The organism is Shewanella sp. P1-14-1 (genome assembly GCF_001401775.1).
GTDB lineage: Bacteria > Pseudomonadota > Gammaproteobacteria > Enterobacterales > Shewanellaceae > Shewanella > Shewanella japonica.
This window is the reverse complement of sequence record NZ_LKTL01000008.1, coordinates 38,916-54,542: the sequence shown is the minus strand read 5'-3', so window position 1 is coordinate 54,542 and position 15,627 is coordinate 38,916. Positions and strand designations below refer to the sequence as shown.

The following is a 15,627-nucleotide window of genomic DNA, read 5'->3' as shown; positions in this document are numbered from 1 at the left end:
GGCTTAATGATCCTTATGGTAGTCATAACCTGACACGATAGAGTCCACAGCGTTATGTTTGAAGCGAATACCAGACCACACGGCCATATAGACATGAATGACCACAAAGACGATAAATACCCAAGTCAGAATGTGATGCCATATTCTGACTTGTGCTAAACCCCCCATTATCGCAGTGAACCATGCAGACACATCCCACAGTAAGCCACCTAAACCTTCATGATAAACGTTGGCGTAAAGTACCAAGCCAGTAATGCACATGAATAACGCTACCAATGAAATGGCAACATAAGTGACAAACTGAAGTGGCCCGTAAACACCCGCTTTATCAAGGTGTCCCATCCAAATGTAGGATTTAATTTGAACAATCCAGCTTTTAACACTGAGTACATCTTTCATAGAACGTCTTTCGATACTGCTTTTTCCAAAAAAGAACAAATAAAAACGAATAAGCGTGACACTAGTTAATACAAAGCCAAAAACAATGTGAGCAAACCTGATCCAGCCTTGTACCAATACATCAGATGACTCTGGTGCCACTAAAAAAGGCCAAGAAATGTAAAAGCCTGTCACAACTAACACAACAATGGCTAATGCTCTAAGCCAATGAAATATCCTTATTGCTGGTGAAAATATGAGTTCTCTGTGATGCGTAGCAACCTGAGTCATAATTCAATCCTCTTCGACAGTCGTCTCGTTATAGTCCATTAGAGTCCATTAGGGTCGATACGAAACTCGCCTAAACTGGTACCTTTAAAGTCCATCACATGTACAGCACATGCCATGCAAGGATCAAACGAGTGGATGATACGAATCACTTCTAAAGGTTTACTAGGATCTTCAAGTTCAAGCCCAATTAAAGACGCTTCATAGGGGCCTACTTTACCGTTTACATCTACGGGGCCAGCATTCCAAGTCGTTGGTACAATCGCCTGATAGTTTTCAATTTTTCCGCCTTTAATGCGGATCCAATGACTTAGCATTCCTCTAGGGGCTTCAATCATTGCGTGACCAACATAATCCTTAGAAGAATCTATTTCTGGTGTAACAAAGGTGCTTTCGTCTGATTGCATATTGACTAGCATCGCATCAAAGGTTTTTAATCCTTCTTCTGCAACAATTACGGTTTGAAGCATGCGAGCCGCTGTGCGTCCTAATGTGGTAAATAAAGCTTCAATGGGTAATCCAGTTGCTTCAAGTAAACCATTAACTGAATTAACAACGACCTTATTACCACGGGCATAACTCACAAGTAATGATGCGAGCGGTCCAACCTCAACGGGTTCATCTTTGTATCGTGGTGATTTAACCCAAGAGTATTTACCATCACCATCTACCGTTGGTAATTTGCCGTAAACCGTGTCTCGTTCAACAAAACCGGTATAGTTAGGGACAGTAGTGCCTTCGTATGGATGTTGCGCATTATCTGCTTCATACCAAGCATGCGTCACATCTTCTTTAATTGAATCAGGATCGATATCAGTTACGCCTGCTAAATCACCATTCATAATGACGCCTTGGTCAAACATGTATTGACCATCAGCTAATACAAAATCATTGGTGGCCATAAAGTTTTTGACATTAACGCCGCCTAACACACTTGGTTCTGAACCAAATGCTGCCGCTGCCATGACGATATCGGCTTTATAAGCACGTAATATAAAATCCTGTACGATTGCGTGTTTTTGTTTCCATTCTTGTAAGCGAGCAGGGCTTAACATATCTCGAACCGCTGTCACTCCACCAACTACTAATGATTGCGGGTGAGGGGATTTACCCCCGAATATCGCCAGCATTTCAGCTGCTACTCGTTGTACTTCTAATGCTTTGAGATAGTGAGATAGGGCTATTAGATTTTGTTCTGGCGTAAATTTATAGGTTTTATTTCCCCAGTAAGCATTGGCAAACGGACCTAGTTTACCGGTATCAACTAAGCCTTTAACACGCTCTTGAGCGGCACGTAAGTCACCTTCACCAGCTGCAATGGGATTTGCCGTATATTTTAATGCCTCTTGTGCAGCGAGCGCGGGATCAGCTGATAATGCTGAAACCACATCAACCCAATCCAAACCGTGTAAATGATAGAAGTGAACAATGTGATCATGCATATAGAGCGAGGTTTGCATTAATGAGCGTAAATACTTTGCATTCAGTGGTATTTTAACGCCAAGCGCATTTTCAACAGCCTCGGTTCCGCAACGGTAATGAGAATAGGTACACACACCACAGATCCGTTGCACAATCAGGCCAACATCCATTGGAGTTCTGCCTTTTAAAATGACTTCTATGCCACGCCATAAAGTTGAAGAAGACCATGCTTTTTGAATGACATTATTTTCATCAACTTCGACTTCAACACGAAGGTGACCTTCAATACGAGTAATAGGATCGATTACGACACGTTTGTTCATGAGTTATTCCTCTAAAGGCTTGGCAAAAAGGCTAGCGACGGCATGTGCACCGATTCCTACAACGGTTGCGCCTAAAATAACTGCGCCGATAGTGTCTGCTGTTGCATCAACTCCGTGAAGTAATTGCCTCCCGAGTGGTTTTTCAAAATCAGCCATGTCATCCCAGAAGTTCGGTTCTGAGCAGCCAATACAGCCGTGCCCTGCAAGCACAGGCCAACTGGTGTGGTGGTTAAATCGTTCAGTTGGGCAATTGTTGTAGGTGTATGGGCCTTTACAGCCGACTTTATACAAGCAGTAGCCATCTTTTGCACCTTGGTCACCAAAGGTTTCAACAAACTCACCGGCATCAAAGCGACCACGTCTTTCACAATTGTCGTGAACGCGTGCGCCATATGCCCACTTAGGACGGTTAAACATATCTAAAGCGGGAAGTTTGCCAAACATAATGAAATACATCAGAGTGCCGACGATGTTTTTTTCACTTGGTGGGCAGCCTCCTAAGTTAATAACAGGTTTGTTAATGACATCTTGTACCCCTTTAGCACCAGTTGGATTTGGCGCTGCTGCTTGAACACCACCAAAGGCAGCACAAGTGCCAACTGAAATAATTGCAGCAGCACCTTCAGCTGCTTCTTTAACGATATGAAGCCCTGTATGTCCTTTACAGCCAACGGTTAAATAGGCGCCATTATTTGCGGTCGGAATAGCCCCTTCAACTGCGAGTAAATAGTTACCTTTATAAGCTTCCAGTGCATGTTCTAAATTTTCTTCAGCTTGCCAGCCTGATGCAGCCATAAGGGTTTCATGATATTCAAGGGAGATATGATCAAATATTAAACTGTCTAAGTTAGGTGTATCAGTTCGTATAAGTGATTCTGAACAACCAGTGCACTCAGCCATATGTAGCCATATAAGTGGCACACGATCGGCCAGTTCTGCAGCTTCAGAAACTAAACTCGTAAAAGGCAAGGGCAGTGCTAATAAAGCCGTTACTGACGCACTCCAAGTCATAAATTCACGACGAGTGATGCCATTTTCCTTTAATTTTTCTTCTAGGGTAACGGTTTGGCGAGGTGCAATTTCACGAAGTTGTGCCAATCGTGTCTTGCAGCGGTTATAGAGAGCTGAGTGTGTATCCATGAATCAACCTTATTCCGTGGTGAAGGATCAAACTATATGGACACAATATAAAGAGGCTTGAACTGAGGCATATTGATATAAATCAACTTTAAAACACTTGATTGATTTAATTTGCGAACAATGAGGTTTGATTTGATTTTAATCAATTGATGCTAATTTAGGTTGCTAAGGTTTAAGAGAGAATTCGCAGAATAAAACCCTTTTTCCTTGTAAAAACAGAGCGAATTGCAATAAATATAATTGCGTTTCCATTTATAGGAAATGCAATTTTTGGATATCTGTTTTAGAAGGGGGGGGTTGGATTGCTGGAGGTTGTTCTTAATTTGATATATATAATTAACCTTTTCAGATAAAAGCGCTCACACAGACTAGTGACTCAAGATTACAGAGTTTATTGTAACCTTGAGTGCACTGTAAGGCGCGTACCTTAATCTAAAAATAGTCATTCATGCTTAACGTCCAGTTAATTGCTTAATTACCTGTGGAGGAACAATTTTTGACAGTCGATTAATACAAGCATTCGTTGTTGGGTCACGATGTTTTATTTTAAACTCGCATAACGCATACAAATGTTGTGGGTTATTACCCACTTTATAAGCTTGCTCGATTGAGTTCATTGCTTTTTTTATATCTATTTTCTCTTGCGCGAGTCCGAATACATACCAGTATTGAGGATTTCTTGGTTCTACTTTCGTTGCTTGTTCGAAGTAGTCAATTGCTTCTGCAAGTTGCTGTTGTCGATATAAATTAAGTCCTGCGCTATACCTTAGTAACCCCGCTTTAGGTTGATTAGTTATTCCTTGTTTTAAAATAGCTAAGGACTTGTCATCATCACCGGTTTGTCGATATAAATCAGCTAAATTGGCATAACTTGTGGCAAAAATAGGTTCAATTTCAATTGCTTTTAAATAGCTCTTCTCTGCTTGTTGTATTTTTCCTTGGGCTAAATATACGTTAGCTGTATTCATCAAACCAAAACCTCGATCTGCATTAAAGGATTGAATTGCTAGATACTCATCCAAAGCGGAGCGAAGTTTTTCTTGTTGGGTATGAGTCATACTTGCCCAGTCATTAATGAGAGAACTTGCCGTTTCTGTTCTTACTGCAAGTACAGGGTCATCAAGTAACGGACTTATGATTTGCCAACGGTCAGAAAATGGATATGAGGTCACACCAGCAATAGCACCCAGCCTGATTTGTGGATCTTCTTGTTTAACACCACGCATGATTGCAACTAAAGCATTTTGTCCAGGGTAATCACTTAATCTACTTAATGCTGATGCTCTTATGATATCTGGGTTAGCATTATTTTGAGCAATATACGATAAGCTATCTCCGCTCGTCGGTACGCCTACAGCAGCTTGAGCAAACACTGTAGCAAAAGAGTCAGTTTGTCGATAATTTGATTGTGGGTAACGTTGCTTAATTGCATTATCAGCCCATTGGTTGTCTTTATCGGTATGACAAGATGTGCAAACGTTAGGAGTGCCGATTTTTAAACTGATATCTGGTCTAGGAACTTTAAAACTATGATCGGCTCGAGGGTCAACGTCCATATACGTCGTTTTAGGCATATGACAGGTCACACACTGCGCTGCGTCTGTGCCTGATTTATGTTGGCTATGAGTGTCAGCGGTATATTCACTAGGTAAGTGGCATTTAAAACAAATCGACTCGATTGGCGCATTAAGTTTATTACTATGAGGGTTATGGCAATCACTGCAGACTACCCCAGCTTGATGCATTTTGGATTGTTTAAATGAACCTAAAACAAACACTTCATCATAAATTTGACCATCTGGATAATACAGATCTGCAGTGACAGCATTCAAAATGTATTTATCATAAAAGTTGCCTTTAATGTGATCATTTTGGTCACTTATTTGCGCTCTACGGCTATGACATTGACCACACGTGGCTAATTGATCAGATCCCTTAACTTCTGTTGGGGTTAATATTTTCTGACCTTTTTTATAGACCCATTTTCCTACTTTCGGCGATAAAGTACGCTCAAAGCCGAAAGTCGCTTCATTTATTTTCGTTTTACTATCATCTTGGTGCGTCGCTTGGCTATTGCCTTTGATTTTAGCTTTTACATTTGAGGTGTTAGGTTGCTGGCTTGCCCAATACAAGTGATCGCTGGCGGGGCCATGGCAAGCCTCGCAACCTACATTAATCTCGGACCAAGTCGTATTGTATTGATTTTTTTCAGCATCATAATTTTTGCTGATGTTTGTAGAATGACAATCAGCACACATGTAATTCCAGTTCTGGCCATTATTAGTCCAGAAGAATTCATCATAGGGTTCCATATCTGGGTAAAGGTGAAACCATCTTTGCCCACCTTGCTCTTGATCTCGGGCATCCCATGCTAATGGAATAAGTTGTAGCCTACCATCAGGGAACTCAACCATATATTGTTGTAATGGATGGTAGCCAAACGTGTAGCTGATTTGATAATCATTAAACTTTCCGTCAGGCCCTTTTGTATTCACCCAGTATTGGTCATCTATTTTAAATAATCGATATACTTCACCTTTGACTGTGAGAGAGGAATTGTCGAAATTCCCTAATACCGATTCGGCATTTGCATGACGCATTGACATATCATGATGTGAACCTTGCCAGTCTTTATATTCAGTTTGATGGCAATCTATACATTGATCCGTTCCGACGAACTCAGCGGCTTGTGTTATTGAGTGGTAACAATAAGAAGTAATAAGAATGCTGGCATACAAAACTAGCTGATTGAATTTCATATTAAAACGGCTATTTATCAAAAGGACTTTTATAGTAAAGCCAATTTTACATTTTACCAACACTAACTGATGACTAATTGAAAAAGCCAAACATAAGTTTGGCTTTTTGTTTGCAATAGATATAACCACGAAACGTCGTTATTTTGTAAAAGTGATTAATCATTAAATTGTTTAATCACTTCTTTTAATGGAAAACCAGCAGCACTCGATGGCGCATTAATACCAAGAATGGCACTTAAGGTAGTGGCTACATCGACGGTGGCGACAGGTCGTTCAATCTGTTGCCCATCGAGTTTAAATCCAGCAAAGATTATTGGAACGTGAGTGTCATAACGCCATGGGGAACCATGTACAGATGCGACATTGAGGCCATCGAAATCTGCTACGAATACATTTGGCTCAAATACGATGTAGATATCACCTGAGCGGCTGGGGTAAAAACTATTAATGACCTTTTGAGTTATCTCATCTTTAGGCACTGCACCTTCTAGTAAATGATGATAACTGTAGGCACGATGTATGCCTGCAACATTATTTAGAACGTTAGCGACTACAGACGTTGCATCTTTCAATTTAATTCCACTTTTTTTAAGGGCATCGTGATCTAAATTGACATAAGGTTGCCAAGCATTGGAAAACAAATTACCGCTAATCTTCCAGCCTTTTTTTAGTTTAACGATATCTTGTTGTTTTTCTAGAGAGGCTAAATCAAAATGAGTGGCTTTGGTGCCAAATTGGGTTAAATAGCCAGGTGCTTCAGGTGCGCCATGATCTGCTGATAATACAATTAACGTATTATCTAAACCTACTTTGTCATCGACATAAGAAAATAAACTGGCTAGCGTTCTATCAAGACGAAGTAAATTATCTTCTGCTTCTAAACTAGATGGCCCAAAAATATGGCCAACATAATCCGTAGACGAAAAACTAACAGATAAATAATCAGTGACTTTGTTTTGACCTAATTGATTATGTTCTATGACTGATTTAGCAAAATTGGCCGTCATTTCGTCACCGACTGGGCTGACAGTTAAAAACGTACTGAAATACGGATTGTCTCGCTTTCCAAATTGATGTGGGAATGTAATACCGTAACCTGGTAATTTAGTTTTCCAGTCATGAGCCGCATTATCACCAAACAAATATTCAGTTGATTCTTTTGATAACGTCCAAGACGTATCTGCATATTTTGCAATATCATTTTGTTGATTGAATTCATTAACCCATTGTGGATATTGATCAAAATAATATTGACTGCTGACAAACTCACCCGCTGATTTAGAGAACCAAAAAGCTTTTCCTGTGTGACCTGCAAGTGTAATTGCAGCTCTGTCTTTTACTGACACTGCAAATACTTTGGATTTACCATTGTTACTGGCAGTGAGCTCATCACTAAAGGTGGTCGCTAAGATATTTTTAGGTGAACGGCCTTCAACTTTACTGGCTTTTTGCGTGGGGTCTATTTCATTTTCAGCATCAACAGCGGCATTGGCACTGATCAAAGGGTGAGTTTTATCTTGAACGTTATAGATGGGCTGCTGTAATTGTTTATCAAACCATAAATTACTCACCATACCATGACTCGAAGGATGTGCGCCTGTCGCCAAAGTGGTGTGGCCAACAACTGTTTCTGTAATGGCATGTTGGTGATGGGCTTCGGTATAATACACGCCTTCATCAATAAGGTAGTTGAATCCTTCATCGGTAAAGTGATGTTGATAGCGGTTGAGTAAATCAGCGCGTAATTGGTCAACAGTGATCTGTAAGATTAATTTAGGCTCTTTAGCATCAACCTGATTTACAAGACAAACTGATAAAGCGGCAACGATTGGCGTCCATTTCATTTGATATCCTTTTCAACATAGTGGTCGAAGTGTGTACTCAATATTGATACTTACTTAGATATGTTTAACAGAGATCCTTAAAATGATAAATAAGATAATGGTGTTGTAACGCTGTTTATTTCAATAATGCTTGCTGACAGAGTGCTAACGATAAGCGAATTGAGTCAAGATATTGTGATGCCTGATTGTCAGACAAATACCATATTCCTGCGTTTTTTTCAGGTTGTAGGTTAAAGAAAAGGGGTTCTACGTCTAATAAGTTGGATTGTGTAGAACATGCTAACCAGTGCGATAACGGTAAATTCGCTAGTTTCTCTAGCGCTATAACACCTTCAGGTGTGCTTGATTGTAAGTTGGCAATTTTAGCTAGTAGGGCAAAAGGAGAGTCGTTAATGCTTTGCTCTGATGTGACGTCTACTGCACGATAGAGGGCTTTATTGTTATCTGATGATAACAATAAAGCAGGCCAATTAATCTGTGATCTTGGTGACTCTTTAATTTGGCTTAGTGCGATTCTTCTTTCTCCAAGCCAGTTATGAACAACGCAAGGCAGGTGCTCGTTTTTTGCCATTGTGTTATTACGGGCTAAATTAGGCAATAACGACATTCTTGTTAATGAAAGGGGAATCGTTAATCGACTAAATAAGATAAAACATGCCAGTCCAGAGGAAGGCCAGCAATTCAATCTGCTTTGAAGTTCATGAGCAATAGCGGAAAGTTGAGTGCTTAACCATTTATTATGGTGGCCGGTAACGACAAAATCTTCTGTCGAACCTGCAAAAGGGCCATTACAAATATTAATGATATGCTCTCCTTCAGCAACAGTTCCATTAAAAATTATCGAGTAGCCATTTTTAGATGCTTGCCAATCTCCGTTGGCATTGCCAATAATTGTCACTTGGCCAAAATGTGGCGACTCAATTAATTGCATGTTAGAACCATAACGATGGATGAGAAAAAGAGAAATATTTACCAGTAAGCTTAACAGTAATCCAGAAATAGCGCTAAAAATTGCCTTGCAAACGTCTGCTTTATAGGCAAAAAATAAGTTCTTTTGAATTACTGTATTTAATTGAAAACACTTTCTTGTAAACCTTAGCGTCAAAAGTGGCATTATTTGATTGAATTTTAAACTGTGTGATCTACATTCTAAATACGTTAGATTTATTCTTGTAAATTTATAAAGAACGAACATGGTTTATTTAATAATCAAATGAGGCTTTTATGTTAGGTGAAAATCACTCTCTTAGAAATGAATTTCCAGATCATTTAGACACAATCACTGCACTAAACAGTAGTGATGCGAACTTTGCTGAGATTTTAAAGCGTTATGATGAACTCGATAAACAAATACGTGATTTAGAGCTCAAAGACTCGCCAATTGCCGATGATGCAATCCATGATTTAAAACAACAACGCGTTGAAATGAAAGATGCGCTTTATCATAAAATAATGGAATCTGAAGCTAAGTAACTATCGCTATATTGTCTACTCCTTGGTTGTTATAAAGCCTGTTAATGACAACAGGCTTTTTTATCACCAAATAGGGGATCCGTTAAGTCATAGGATTACGGTTTGCGCAGCAAAGGCGACAAAAAACGTAACTCACCATCAATATCATCGGGTATCGTTAGACCTAAAATATTGGCAATCAAAGGGTAGAGATGAATATTATCTGCTTGAGCAATTGTTGCCTGATTAAATGCAGGCCCTTTGGCGTATAAAACTGTATTCATATCGTGAATAGTTTGTGGATCATAGCCATGCTTTCCGATTACGCCAGGTTTTGCATCTGTGGAAGTAATATAGTGATTGTTACTAATAATAACGGCATTACCAATTGAGGGGTTTCCACTAAAATGGAGGCGTTCTGGCATTTCAGCTTGTAAATAAAACGCTAAACCTTCTACCTCTTCCACAAGCGCTTTCAGCCTAGCTAAATCTTGCTTTTTATTTTCACCTATGGCTGTGACTAATGAGAAGGCAGCATCATTATTAAAGATAAACTTATCCTTTAAATTAGCGACTTTACCCACTAATTTATCAGTGTAAATTCTATCAAATTCATCTACTTTAGCCATGCCGTGATCTGAAGTGATGATGACATTGATATCAATCGGTAAGTCATTTATTTGTTTAAGTAAACTCGCAATAAGTTTATCAATGTATTGCACTGCGTTGTATGTCTGTGTTGACTCTGGACCGTGATGATGGCCTGCGCTATCAACATCCGAAAAATATAAGGTAACGAATTGTGGTCTTTCGCTTTCTGGTAATGAAAACCACTCAACAACTTGTTGAATGCGTTGCTCATTTGGGGTTCGGCCATCATATTTAAGCCAGTAATTAGGTCTAAAACCAGCAATTTCAGCTTCAGACCCTGGCCAGAAATAAGTGGCAGATTTTAATCCTTGTTGACGCGCCAAAGACCATAAAGGCACACCTTGATAGAACTGGCCATCGGTGACTGCTTCATGAATATTCATTGCATAATCACGTTTTAATACTGGATTATAAAAACGATTCGACACAATACCGTGATTTGCCGGATACAGACCGGTCACTAAAGTTAAGTGATTAGGAAAAGTTACTGTAGGAAAAGCCGGAGTGAATAACTCAACCGTTGCGGCATCCTTAGCAAATTGATTAAGTGCTTGAGGGTTATGTAGCTGATTGTAATCGTATCGATAACCGTCAATAGAGATTAATAGAACATTTTGCTGTTTAGCTGCTTTTTGACTGTCTGCGTTAACATTGGCGGAAAGTAATACGCACCAGGTTAAAAGTACGACTATGAACAACCTATTTTTGAAGGGTACACTTGCTTGCATTGTGATAATTTTCCTTTGAAAGAAGTGAAGCACTGCTGAGATTAAATCTTCGTTTTCGTTAACACTAATAATGCTTTACGCGAGTTAATATAACTTAGTTATATGACAAATCGACAAAGACAGGTTTAAAAGTAATAAAAAAGCGAAACCTAAGTTTCGCTTTTTTAATCATTAGCCGTTAATTCTTTGTCAGGCCAATTCAGAAGTTAATCCCTTGCTAGCTTGAACTATTCGTTAACGAATTAAGCTCTGCTAATGCTTGTTCCTTTGTTTGTGGTACATAAAGATGATAAATCTTACGTGCAATACGTCGCATATCTTCTATCGCAATATACAAACATGGGATTAAACATAAGGTAACCACAGTCGCAAACAACACGCCAAACGCTAATGAGACTGCCATGGGAATAACCATCTGAGCTTGCATGCTTGTTTCCGTCATAATAGGTACAAGCCCAATAAATGTGGTTAATGACGTTAACATTATCGCTCTAAAGCGGCGACAACCTGCATTAATAACAGCTTCATTCAGTCTAATGCCTTGTTTACGGGAATTATTGACATAATCGACCATAACGAGGGAGTCATTGACTACAACACCTGCAGCGGCGATGATCCCGAATACCGATAGGGCACTTAAATCAATGCCTAATATGATATGTCCTAACATAGAGCCAATCACACCAAACGGGATCACTGACATGATCATAAAAGGTTGCACATAGGATTTAAGCGGAATCGCTAACAAGCTATATATCACTAGCATTGAAATAATAAAATCACGCATTTGCGTATCAGCACTATCAAGCTGCTCTTGAATACTGCCTGAGACTTCACTTTTTACACGAGGATATTTGGCTAACAATTCTGGCATAAAGTTATCGCGAATATCTTTAGCCAGTTTGAAAGGCTCTGCTTGCTCTGCATCAACTGAAGCCCATACATTGATGGTGCGATTACCATTTTCACGACGAATACTACTCACACCTTGTACTACAGTAATGTTAGCTACTTCAGATAAAGGCAGTTCTGCGCCTTGTGGGGTTTTGATCAAAACATCTTGAACCAAGGCGATAGAATTACGTTGTTCCTCAGGGTAACGAAGCATCACTTTAATTTCTTCACCGTTGCGAATAATACGTTGCGCCTCAAGACCATAAAAACTGTTACCAACTTGCGATGCAATGTTGGCTAAGGTAAGACCTAAGCTATGGGCTAACGGCTTTAAATCAAATTGAACTTCTTTGGCTGAAGATTGGCGGCTGTCATTGACGTCACTGACACCTTTTAAGGTGTTTAGTTTGTCTTTTAATGCTTGAGAAGCAGCTAACAGTTGTTGTTCATCATTTCCTTCCAACCTAAAGCTAATATCACCGTCATCACGTCCACCGCCAAATAAACTATCTTGAACAGTGAACGATTTGACTCCTGGGATTTTAGGCATTGCTTGGCGCCACATTTCTGCGACTTCAAATGTATTGATAGGACGTAAAGATGGATCAACAAGCTTAGTTCTTACTTCCGCACGAGTACGACCTTGTAATTCAACTTGTAGCTCTGCAATCATGCCTTGACCATATTGATCCTCTAGCTGCTTTTCAACGGTACGTAAGGCTTTCTCGATTGAGTGAGCTGCATCTAAAGTTGCTGTTTCCGCAGCATCGACATTCATTTCCAAGCTGATGCGAGGGAAATCATGTGGGATCTTAGGTTGGCCAATAAACCTAACTAATCCACTGATATATAATGATGCGCATATAACAATTAACATCACAAAGGTTGCAATAACCGCATAACGGTATTTAACCGCAACAGTAAGGCTTGGTTTATAAACGTTTTTTATGAACCAAGTCAGATTAGTTTCGATTTTCTTCTGAATGAAATTGACCCCATTTCGCAGCCAATCCAACGGATTCTTTGAACCTGGTTGAACGACTTTGGGTTTGTTCATATGGGCTAAGTGAGAAGGTAAAATCAGCTTTGATTCAACTAAAGAAAATAATAGACACAATATGACGACATAGCCGATTGCTTGGCCAAAGGCGGATGAAGGACCGTCATCTAAAGTAATAGGTAAAAACGCGGCAATGGTGGTCAGTACGCCGAAGGTTGCAGGCATAGCAACTCGTTTTACCCCTCTAATAACACTATCTATGTTTTGGCCATTTTCTTCACATTCTGTGTGAGCACTTTCGCCCATGACGATGGCATCATCTACCACGATACCGAGGACGAGAATAAATGCGAATAAACTAATGACGTTGATTGTCACGTCAATAAAACCCATTGGCATAAATAAAAGGGTACCAAGGAAACAAACAGGTAATCCCATCATTACCCAAAAAGCTAGCCTGACACGTAAAAATAGCGCTAACATGAAAAACACAAGAACAGCACCTGTTTTCATACTATCTAGCATCAAATCTAACCGACCATCTAGGTAATAGGTCATATCTACCCACGGCTCTAATGTTACACCTTCTGGTAACAGCGCTTGTTTCTTAGCAATGTATTCCTTCATTGTGTCAGCAACATCGGTGATGCTTTGATTTTTTGCTGCTCCGACAAAAAATGTGACGGCATTTTGTCCATTAAATTTTGAGTATTGAATACCTTCTTCAAATCCATCATTAACCGTGGCAACATCGCCTAATAAAAGGTTAGTACCATCATCTAAGGTTAACAGTGGCAAATCTTCAAATTCATAACCAACATAAGCTTGGTTTTCAACACGTAAGTTAATATAGCCGTTTTCAGCTTTGATTTGTCCAGCAGACATATTACGTGAGTAGCCACGCACAGCTTCTGCAACATCATTAAAGTTAAGACCAAATTCACGCAAACGGTCTTTACTTACCTCGACACTGATTTCGTAATTTAAACCACCATAAAACTCCGAAATATTCACATTCGGTAATTGCATGATCTCTTTATGGATTTTTTCGCCTAAATCTTTTAGTTGTCGCTGAGATAGATCGCCATACAAACTTAAATACATGACTTCTTGACGAATTTTGATTCGCTCAACTTTTGGAAATTCCATCCCCGCAGGAAAGGTTGATACAGAACCAATTTCAGACTTTACTTCATCTAAAACAATCTGTGGGTCATAAGAGTCTTCAATCCTGAAGTAGCCGTTTGCTTGGTTGCGGTTAGAGTAGGTGATGACACGTTGTAAACCTTGAACGGTTTCAAGTGCTTGTTCAATTTTTACTGTTATACCTTCTTCAACTTCTTGTGGTGCTGCGCCAGGATAAACTGCACTAAATTCAATCCAGTTAATTTCAACGGCAGGGAAGAACTGCTTACGAATCGTATTAGCAGTCAGTAAACCACCAAGTAAAATAATGATCATTAGTAAGTTTGCTGCAACACTGTTACGAGCAAACCAAGCAATTAAGCCTTTATTTGTATCTTCCATGAATTATTCCTTGTCTTCCATGGCAACAGCGGTATCAGAATTCACCCCAATTTTTGGCTCAGTTTGTAAAACCTTATCCTGTGGTAAAGCAACTGACATCCCTTCAACAGGATAATCTAGGGCTGAAGTGATAATGTTCATACCATTTTCTAATCCACTCGAAATAATGACGTTACTGCCATCTTGTCGAATGATATTAACGGGTAAATAACGCAACTTATTTTCTTTATCCATGGTAGCGACAAGACCATTTACTATAAGGTGCCTTGGAACCACAGCAACTTCACCAGCATGGGTTCCACCAATATGTGCTGTGACATAAGTGCCGTAACGTAACTCTTTATGATCCCCTTTAAGACCATAAGGATCGTCGACTTCAGCCACGAGGTAAGTCATTCTACTTTTACTATCAATAATGCCTTCACTGCGGACAATAGTGCCTATCCACTCTTGCTTTTCACCGGCAAAATTACCAACAAGTTTAACTTCTGCATTGGCACCTTTACGGTCAAGATATTGCATTTCTTTATCTGCGAGAGGTAATCTCACTTCCGCTTTGTCTGTGCTATAAACCAACCCAATTGAAGCGCCATTACTGACATAAGTACCAAGACCTATGTTACGACTGCCAATAAGCGCATCGTATGGGGCTTTAATAATGGCACGTTCAAGGTTGCGTTTAGCCCGTAATAGTCCAGCTTCAGCGCTTTTCAGTTTAGCAATCTCTTGTGCCAGTTGTGGTTTACGAAGACTTAAGTCACTGGGTTTGCTATCAGTAATTTCTGCCCATTCACGTTCGGCTACTTGAGCGTTTGCTTTTTCTTGTACTAATGTCGCTTTTGCTGATGCAAGATTGGCTTGTGCATCTAACAGCGCTGATTCATAGTCACTTGGATCAATTCTGGCTAGAACATCTCCTTTTTTGATGAAGCCGCCTTTAACAAAGTTATCTGATAGATAGGTAATTTCACCACTGACTTGAGCGACTATTTCAGTATGGTATTTCGCATTGACAACCCCGTAAGAACTGACGGTAAACGTCATTGGTTGGTATTGTATTTTTTCAATTGATACGAGAGGCGTATTATCAATTGGTGGCTTTTCTTCAGGTGGTTTTTGCATTGAAATAAACACGCCTGAAATCAAAAGACCTACACCAATGATCCCTATTGGGAATAAAATTTGTTTTGCTGTAGCCACGACACTTCCTCTTGTTGAAGC

At 39.7% G+C, this 15,627-nt stretch carries 10 protein-coding genes; 1 reads left to right on the top strand and 9 read right to left on the bottom strand.

The features are described from left to right. Nucleotides 1-3 precede the first annotated feature (3 nt). The 6 genes from cybH to AN944_RS07430 all read right to left on the bottom strand — a co-directional run bounded on the left by cybH (nucleotide 4) and on the right by AN944_RS07430 (nucleotide 9,085). The gene (gene cybH, locus AN944_RS07455; protein WP_055023974.1) at nucleotides 4-669 is read right to left on the bottom strand and encodes a Ni/Fe-hydrogenase, b-type cytochrome subunit; all 666 of its coding nucleotides are present in this window, start codon (nucleotides 667-669) and stop codon (nucleotides 4-6) included. A 38-nt stretch (nucleotides 670-707) separates the two neighbouring features. Beyond that, nucleotides 708-2,411 carry a nickel-dependent hydrogenase large subunit gene (gene hyaB, locus AN944_RS07450; RefSeq protein WP_055023973.1) on the bottom strand — a complete coding sequence of 568 codons (1,704 nt, stop codon included), beginning with the start codon at nucleotides 2,409-2,411 and terminating at the stop codon, nucleotides 708-710. A gap of 3 nt (nucleotides 2,412-2,414) precedes the next feature. Then, nucleotides 2,415-3,551, bottom strand: coding sequence for a nickel-dependent hydrogenase small subunit (gene hyaA, locus AN944_RS07445; RefSeq protein ID WP_055023972.1), 1,137 nt, complete (start codon nucleotides 3,549-3,551; stop codon nucleotides 2,415-2,417). Between the two features lie 452 nt (nucleotides 3,552-4,003). Then, complete coding sequence (locus AN944_RS07440; protein ID WP_055024060.1) at nucleotides 4,004-6,310, bottom strand: tetratricopeptide repeat protein; 2,307 nt, start codon at nucleotides 6,308-6,310, stop codon at nucleotides 4,004-4,006. A 155-nt stretch (nucleotides 6,311-6,465) separates the two neighbouring features. Further along, entirely contained in the window at nucleotides 6,466-8,154 is a 1,689-nt protein-coding gene (locus AN944_RS07435) for an alkaline phosphatase family protein (protein WP_055023971.1), read from the bottom strand. Nucleotides 8,155-8,269: 115 nt separating this feature from the next. Further along, a complete protein-coding gene (locus AN944_RS07430; protein WP_055023970.1) occupies nucleotides 8,270-9,085 on the bottom strand; it encodes a hypothetical protein in 816 nt (271 codons plus the stop codon). A gap of 293 nt (nucleotides 9,086-9,378) precedes the next feature. Here AN944_RS07430 and AN944_RS07425 point away from each other — a divergent pair, with 293 nt between their 5' ends. Further along, the gene (locus AN944_RS07425; RefSeq protein WP_055023969.1) at nucleotides 9,379-9,627 is read left to right on the top strand and encodes a YdcH family protein; all 249 of its coding nucleotides are present in this window, start codon (nucleotides 9,379-9,381) and stop codon (nucleotides 9,625-9,627) included. 95 nt (nucleotides 9,628-9,722) lie between these two features. Here the strand turns inward: AN944_RS07425 and AN944_RS07420 are convergent, their stop codons facing one another. The 3 genes from AN944_RS07420 to AN944_RS07410 all read right to left on the bottom strand — a co-directional run bounded on the left by AN944_RS07420 (nucleotide 9,723) and on the right by AN944_RS07410 (nucleotide 15,606). Then, a complete protein-coding gene (locus AN944_RS07420; protein WP_055023968.1) occupies nucleotides 9,723-10,985 on the bottom strand; it encodes an ectonucleotide pyrophosphatase/phosphodiesterase in 1,263 nt (420 codons plus the stop codon). A 217-nt stretch (nucleotides 10,986-11,202) separates the two neighbouring features. Then, nucleotides 11,203-14,406, bottom strand: coding sequence for an efflux RND transporter permease subunit (locus AN944_RS07415; RefSeq protein ID WP_055023967.1), 3,204 nt, complete (start codon nucleotides 14,404-14,406; stop codon nucleotides 11,203-11,205). 3 nt (nucleotides 14,407-14,409) lie between these two features. Continuing rightward, nucleotides 14,410-15,606 (bottom strand): efflux RND transporter periplasmic adaptor subunit, encoded by a 1,197-nt coding sequence (locus tag AN944_RS07410; protein WP_055023966.1) that lies wholly within the window; start codon nucleotides 15,604-15,606, stop codon nucleotides 14,410-14,412. Nucleotides 15,607-15,627: the final 21 nt, after the last annotated feature.

Coding starts and splice junctions, on each gene's coding strand:
- hyaA (WP_055023972.1), bottom strand. CDS start 3,551: ATGGATACACACTCAGCTCTCTATAACCGCTGCAAGACACGATTGGCA.
- AN944_RS07435 (WP_055023971.1), bottom strand. CDS start 8,154: ATGAAATGGACGCCAATCGTTGCCGCTTTATCAGTTTGTCTTGTAAAT.
- cybH (WP_055023974.1), bottom strand. CDS start 669: ATGACTCAGGTTGCTACGCATCACAGAGAACTCATATTTTCACCAGCA.
- AN944_RS07425 (WP_055023969.1), top strand. CDS start 9,379: ATGTTAGGTGAAAATCACTCTCTTAGAAATGAATTTCCAGATCATTTA.
- AN944_RS07440 (WP_055024060.1), bottom strand. CDS start 6,310: ATGAAATTCAATCAGCTAGTTTTGTATGCCAGCATTCTTATTACTTCT.
- hyaB (WP_055023973.1), bottom strand. CDS start 2,411: ATGAACAAACGTGTCGTAATCGATCCTATTACTCGTATTGAAGGTCAC.
- AN944_RS07415 (WP_055023967.1), bottom strand. CDS start 14,406: ATGGAAGATACAAATAAAGGCTTAATTGCTTGGTTTGCTCGTAACAGT.
- AN944_RS07430 (WP_055023970.1), bottom strand. CDS start 9,085: ATGCAATTAATTGAGTCGCCACATTTTGGCCAAGTGACAATTATTGGC.
- AN944_RS07420 (WP_055023968.1), bottom strand. CDS start 10,985: ATGCAAGCAAGTGTACCCTTCAAAAATAGGTTGTTCATAGTCGTACTT.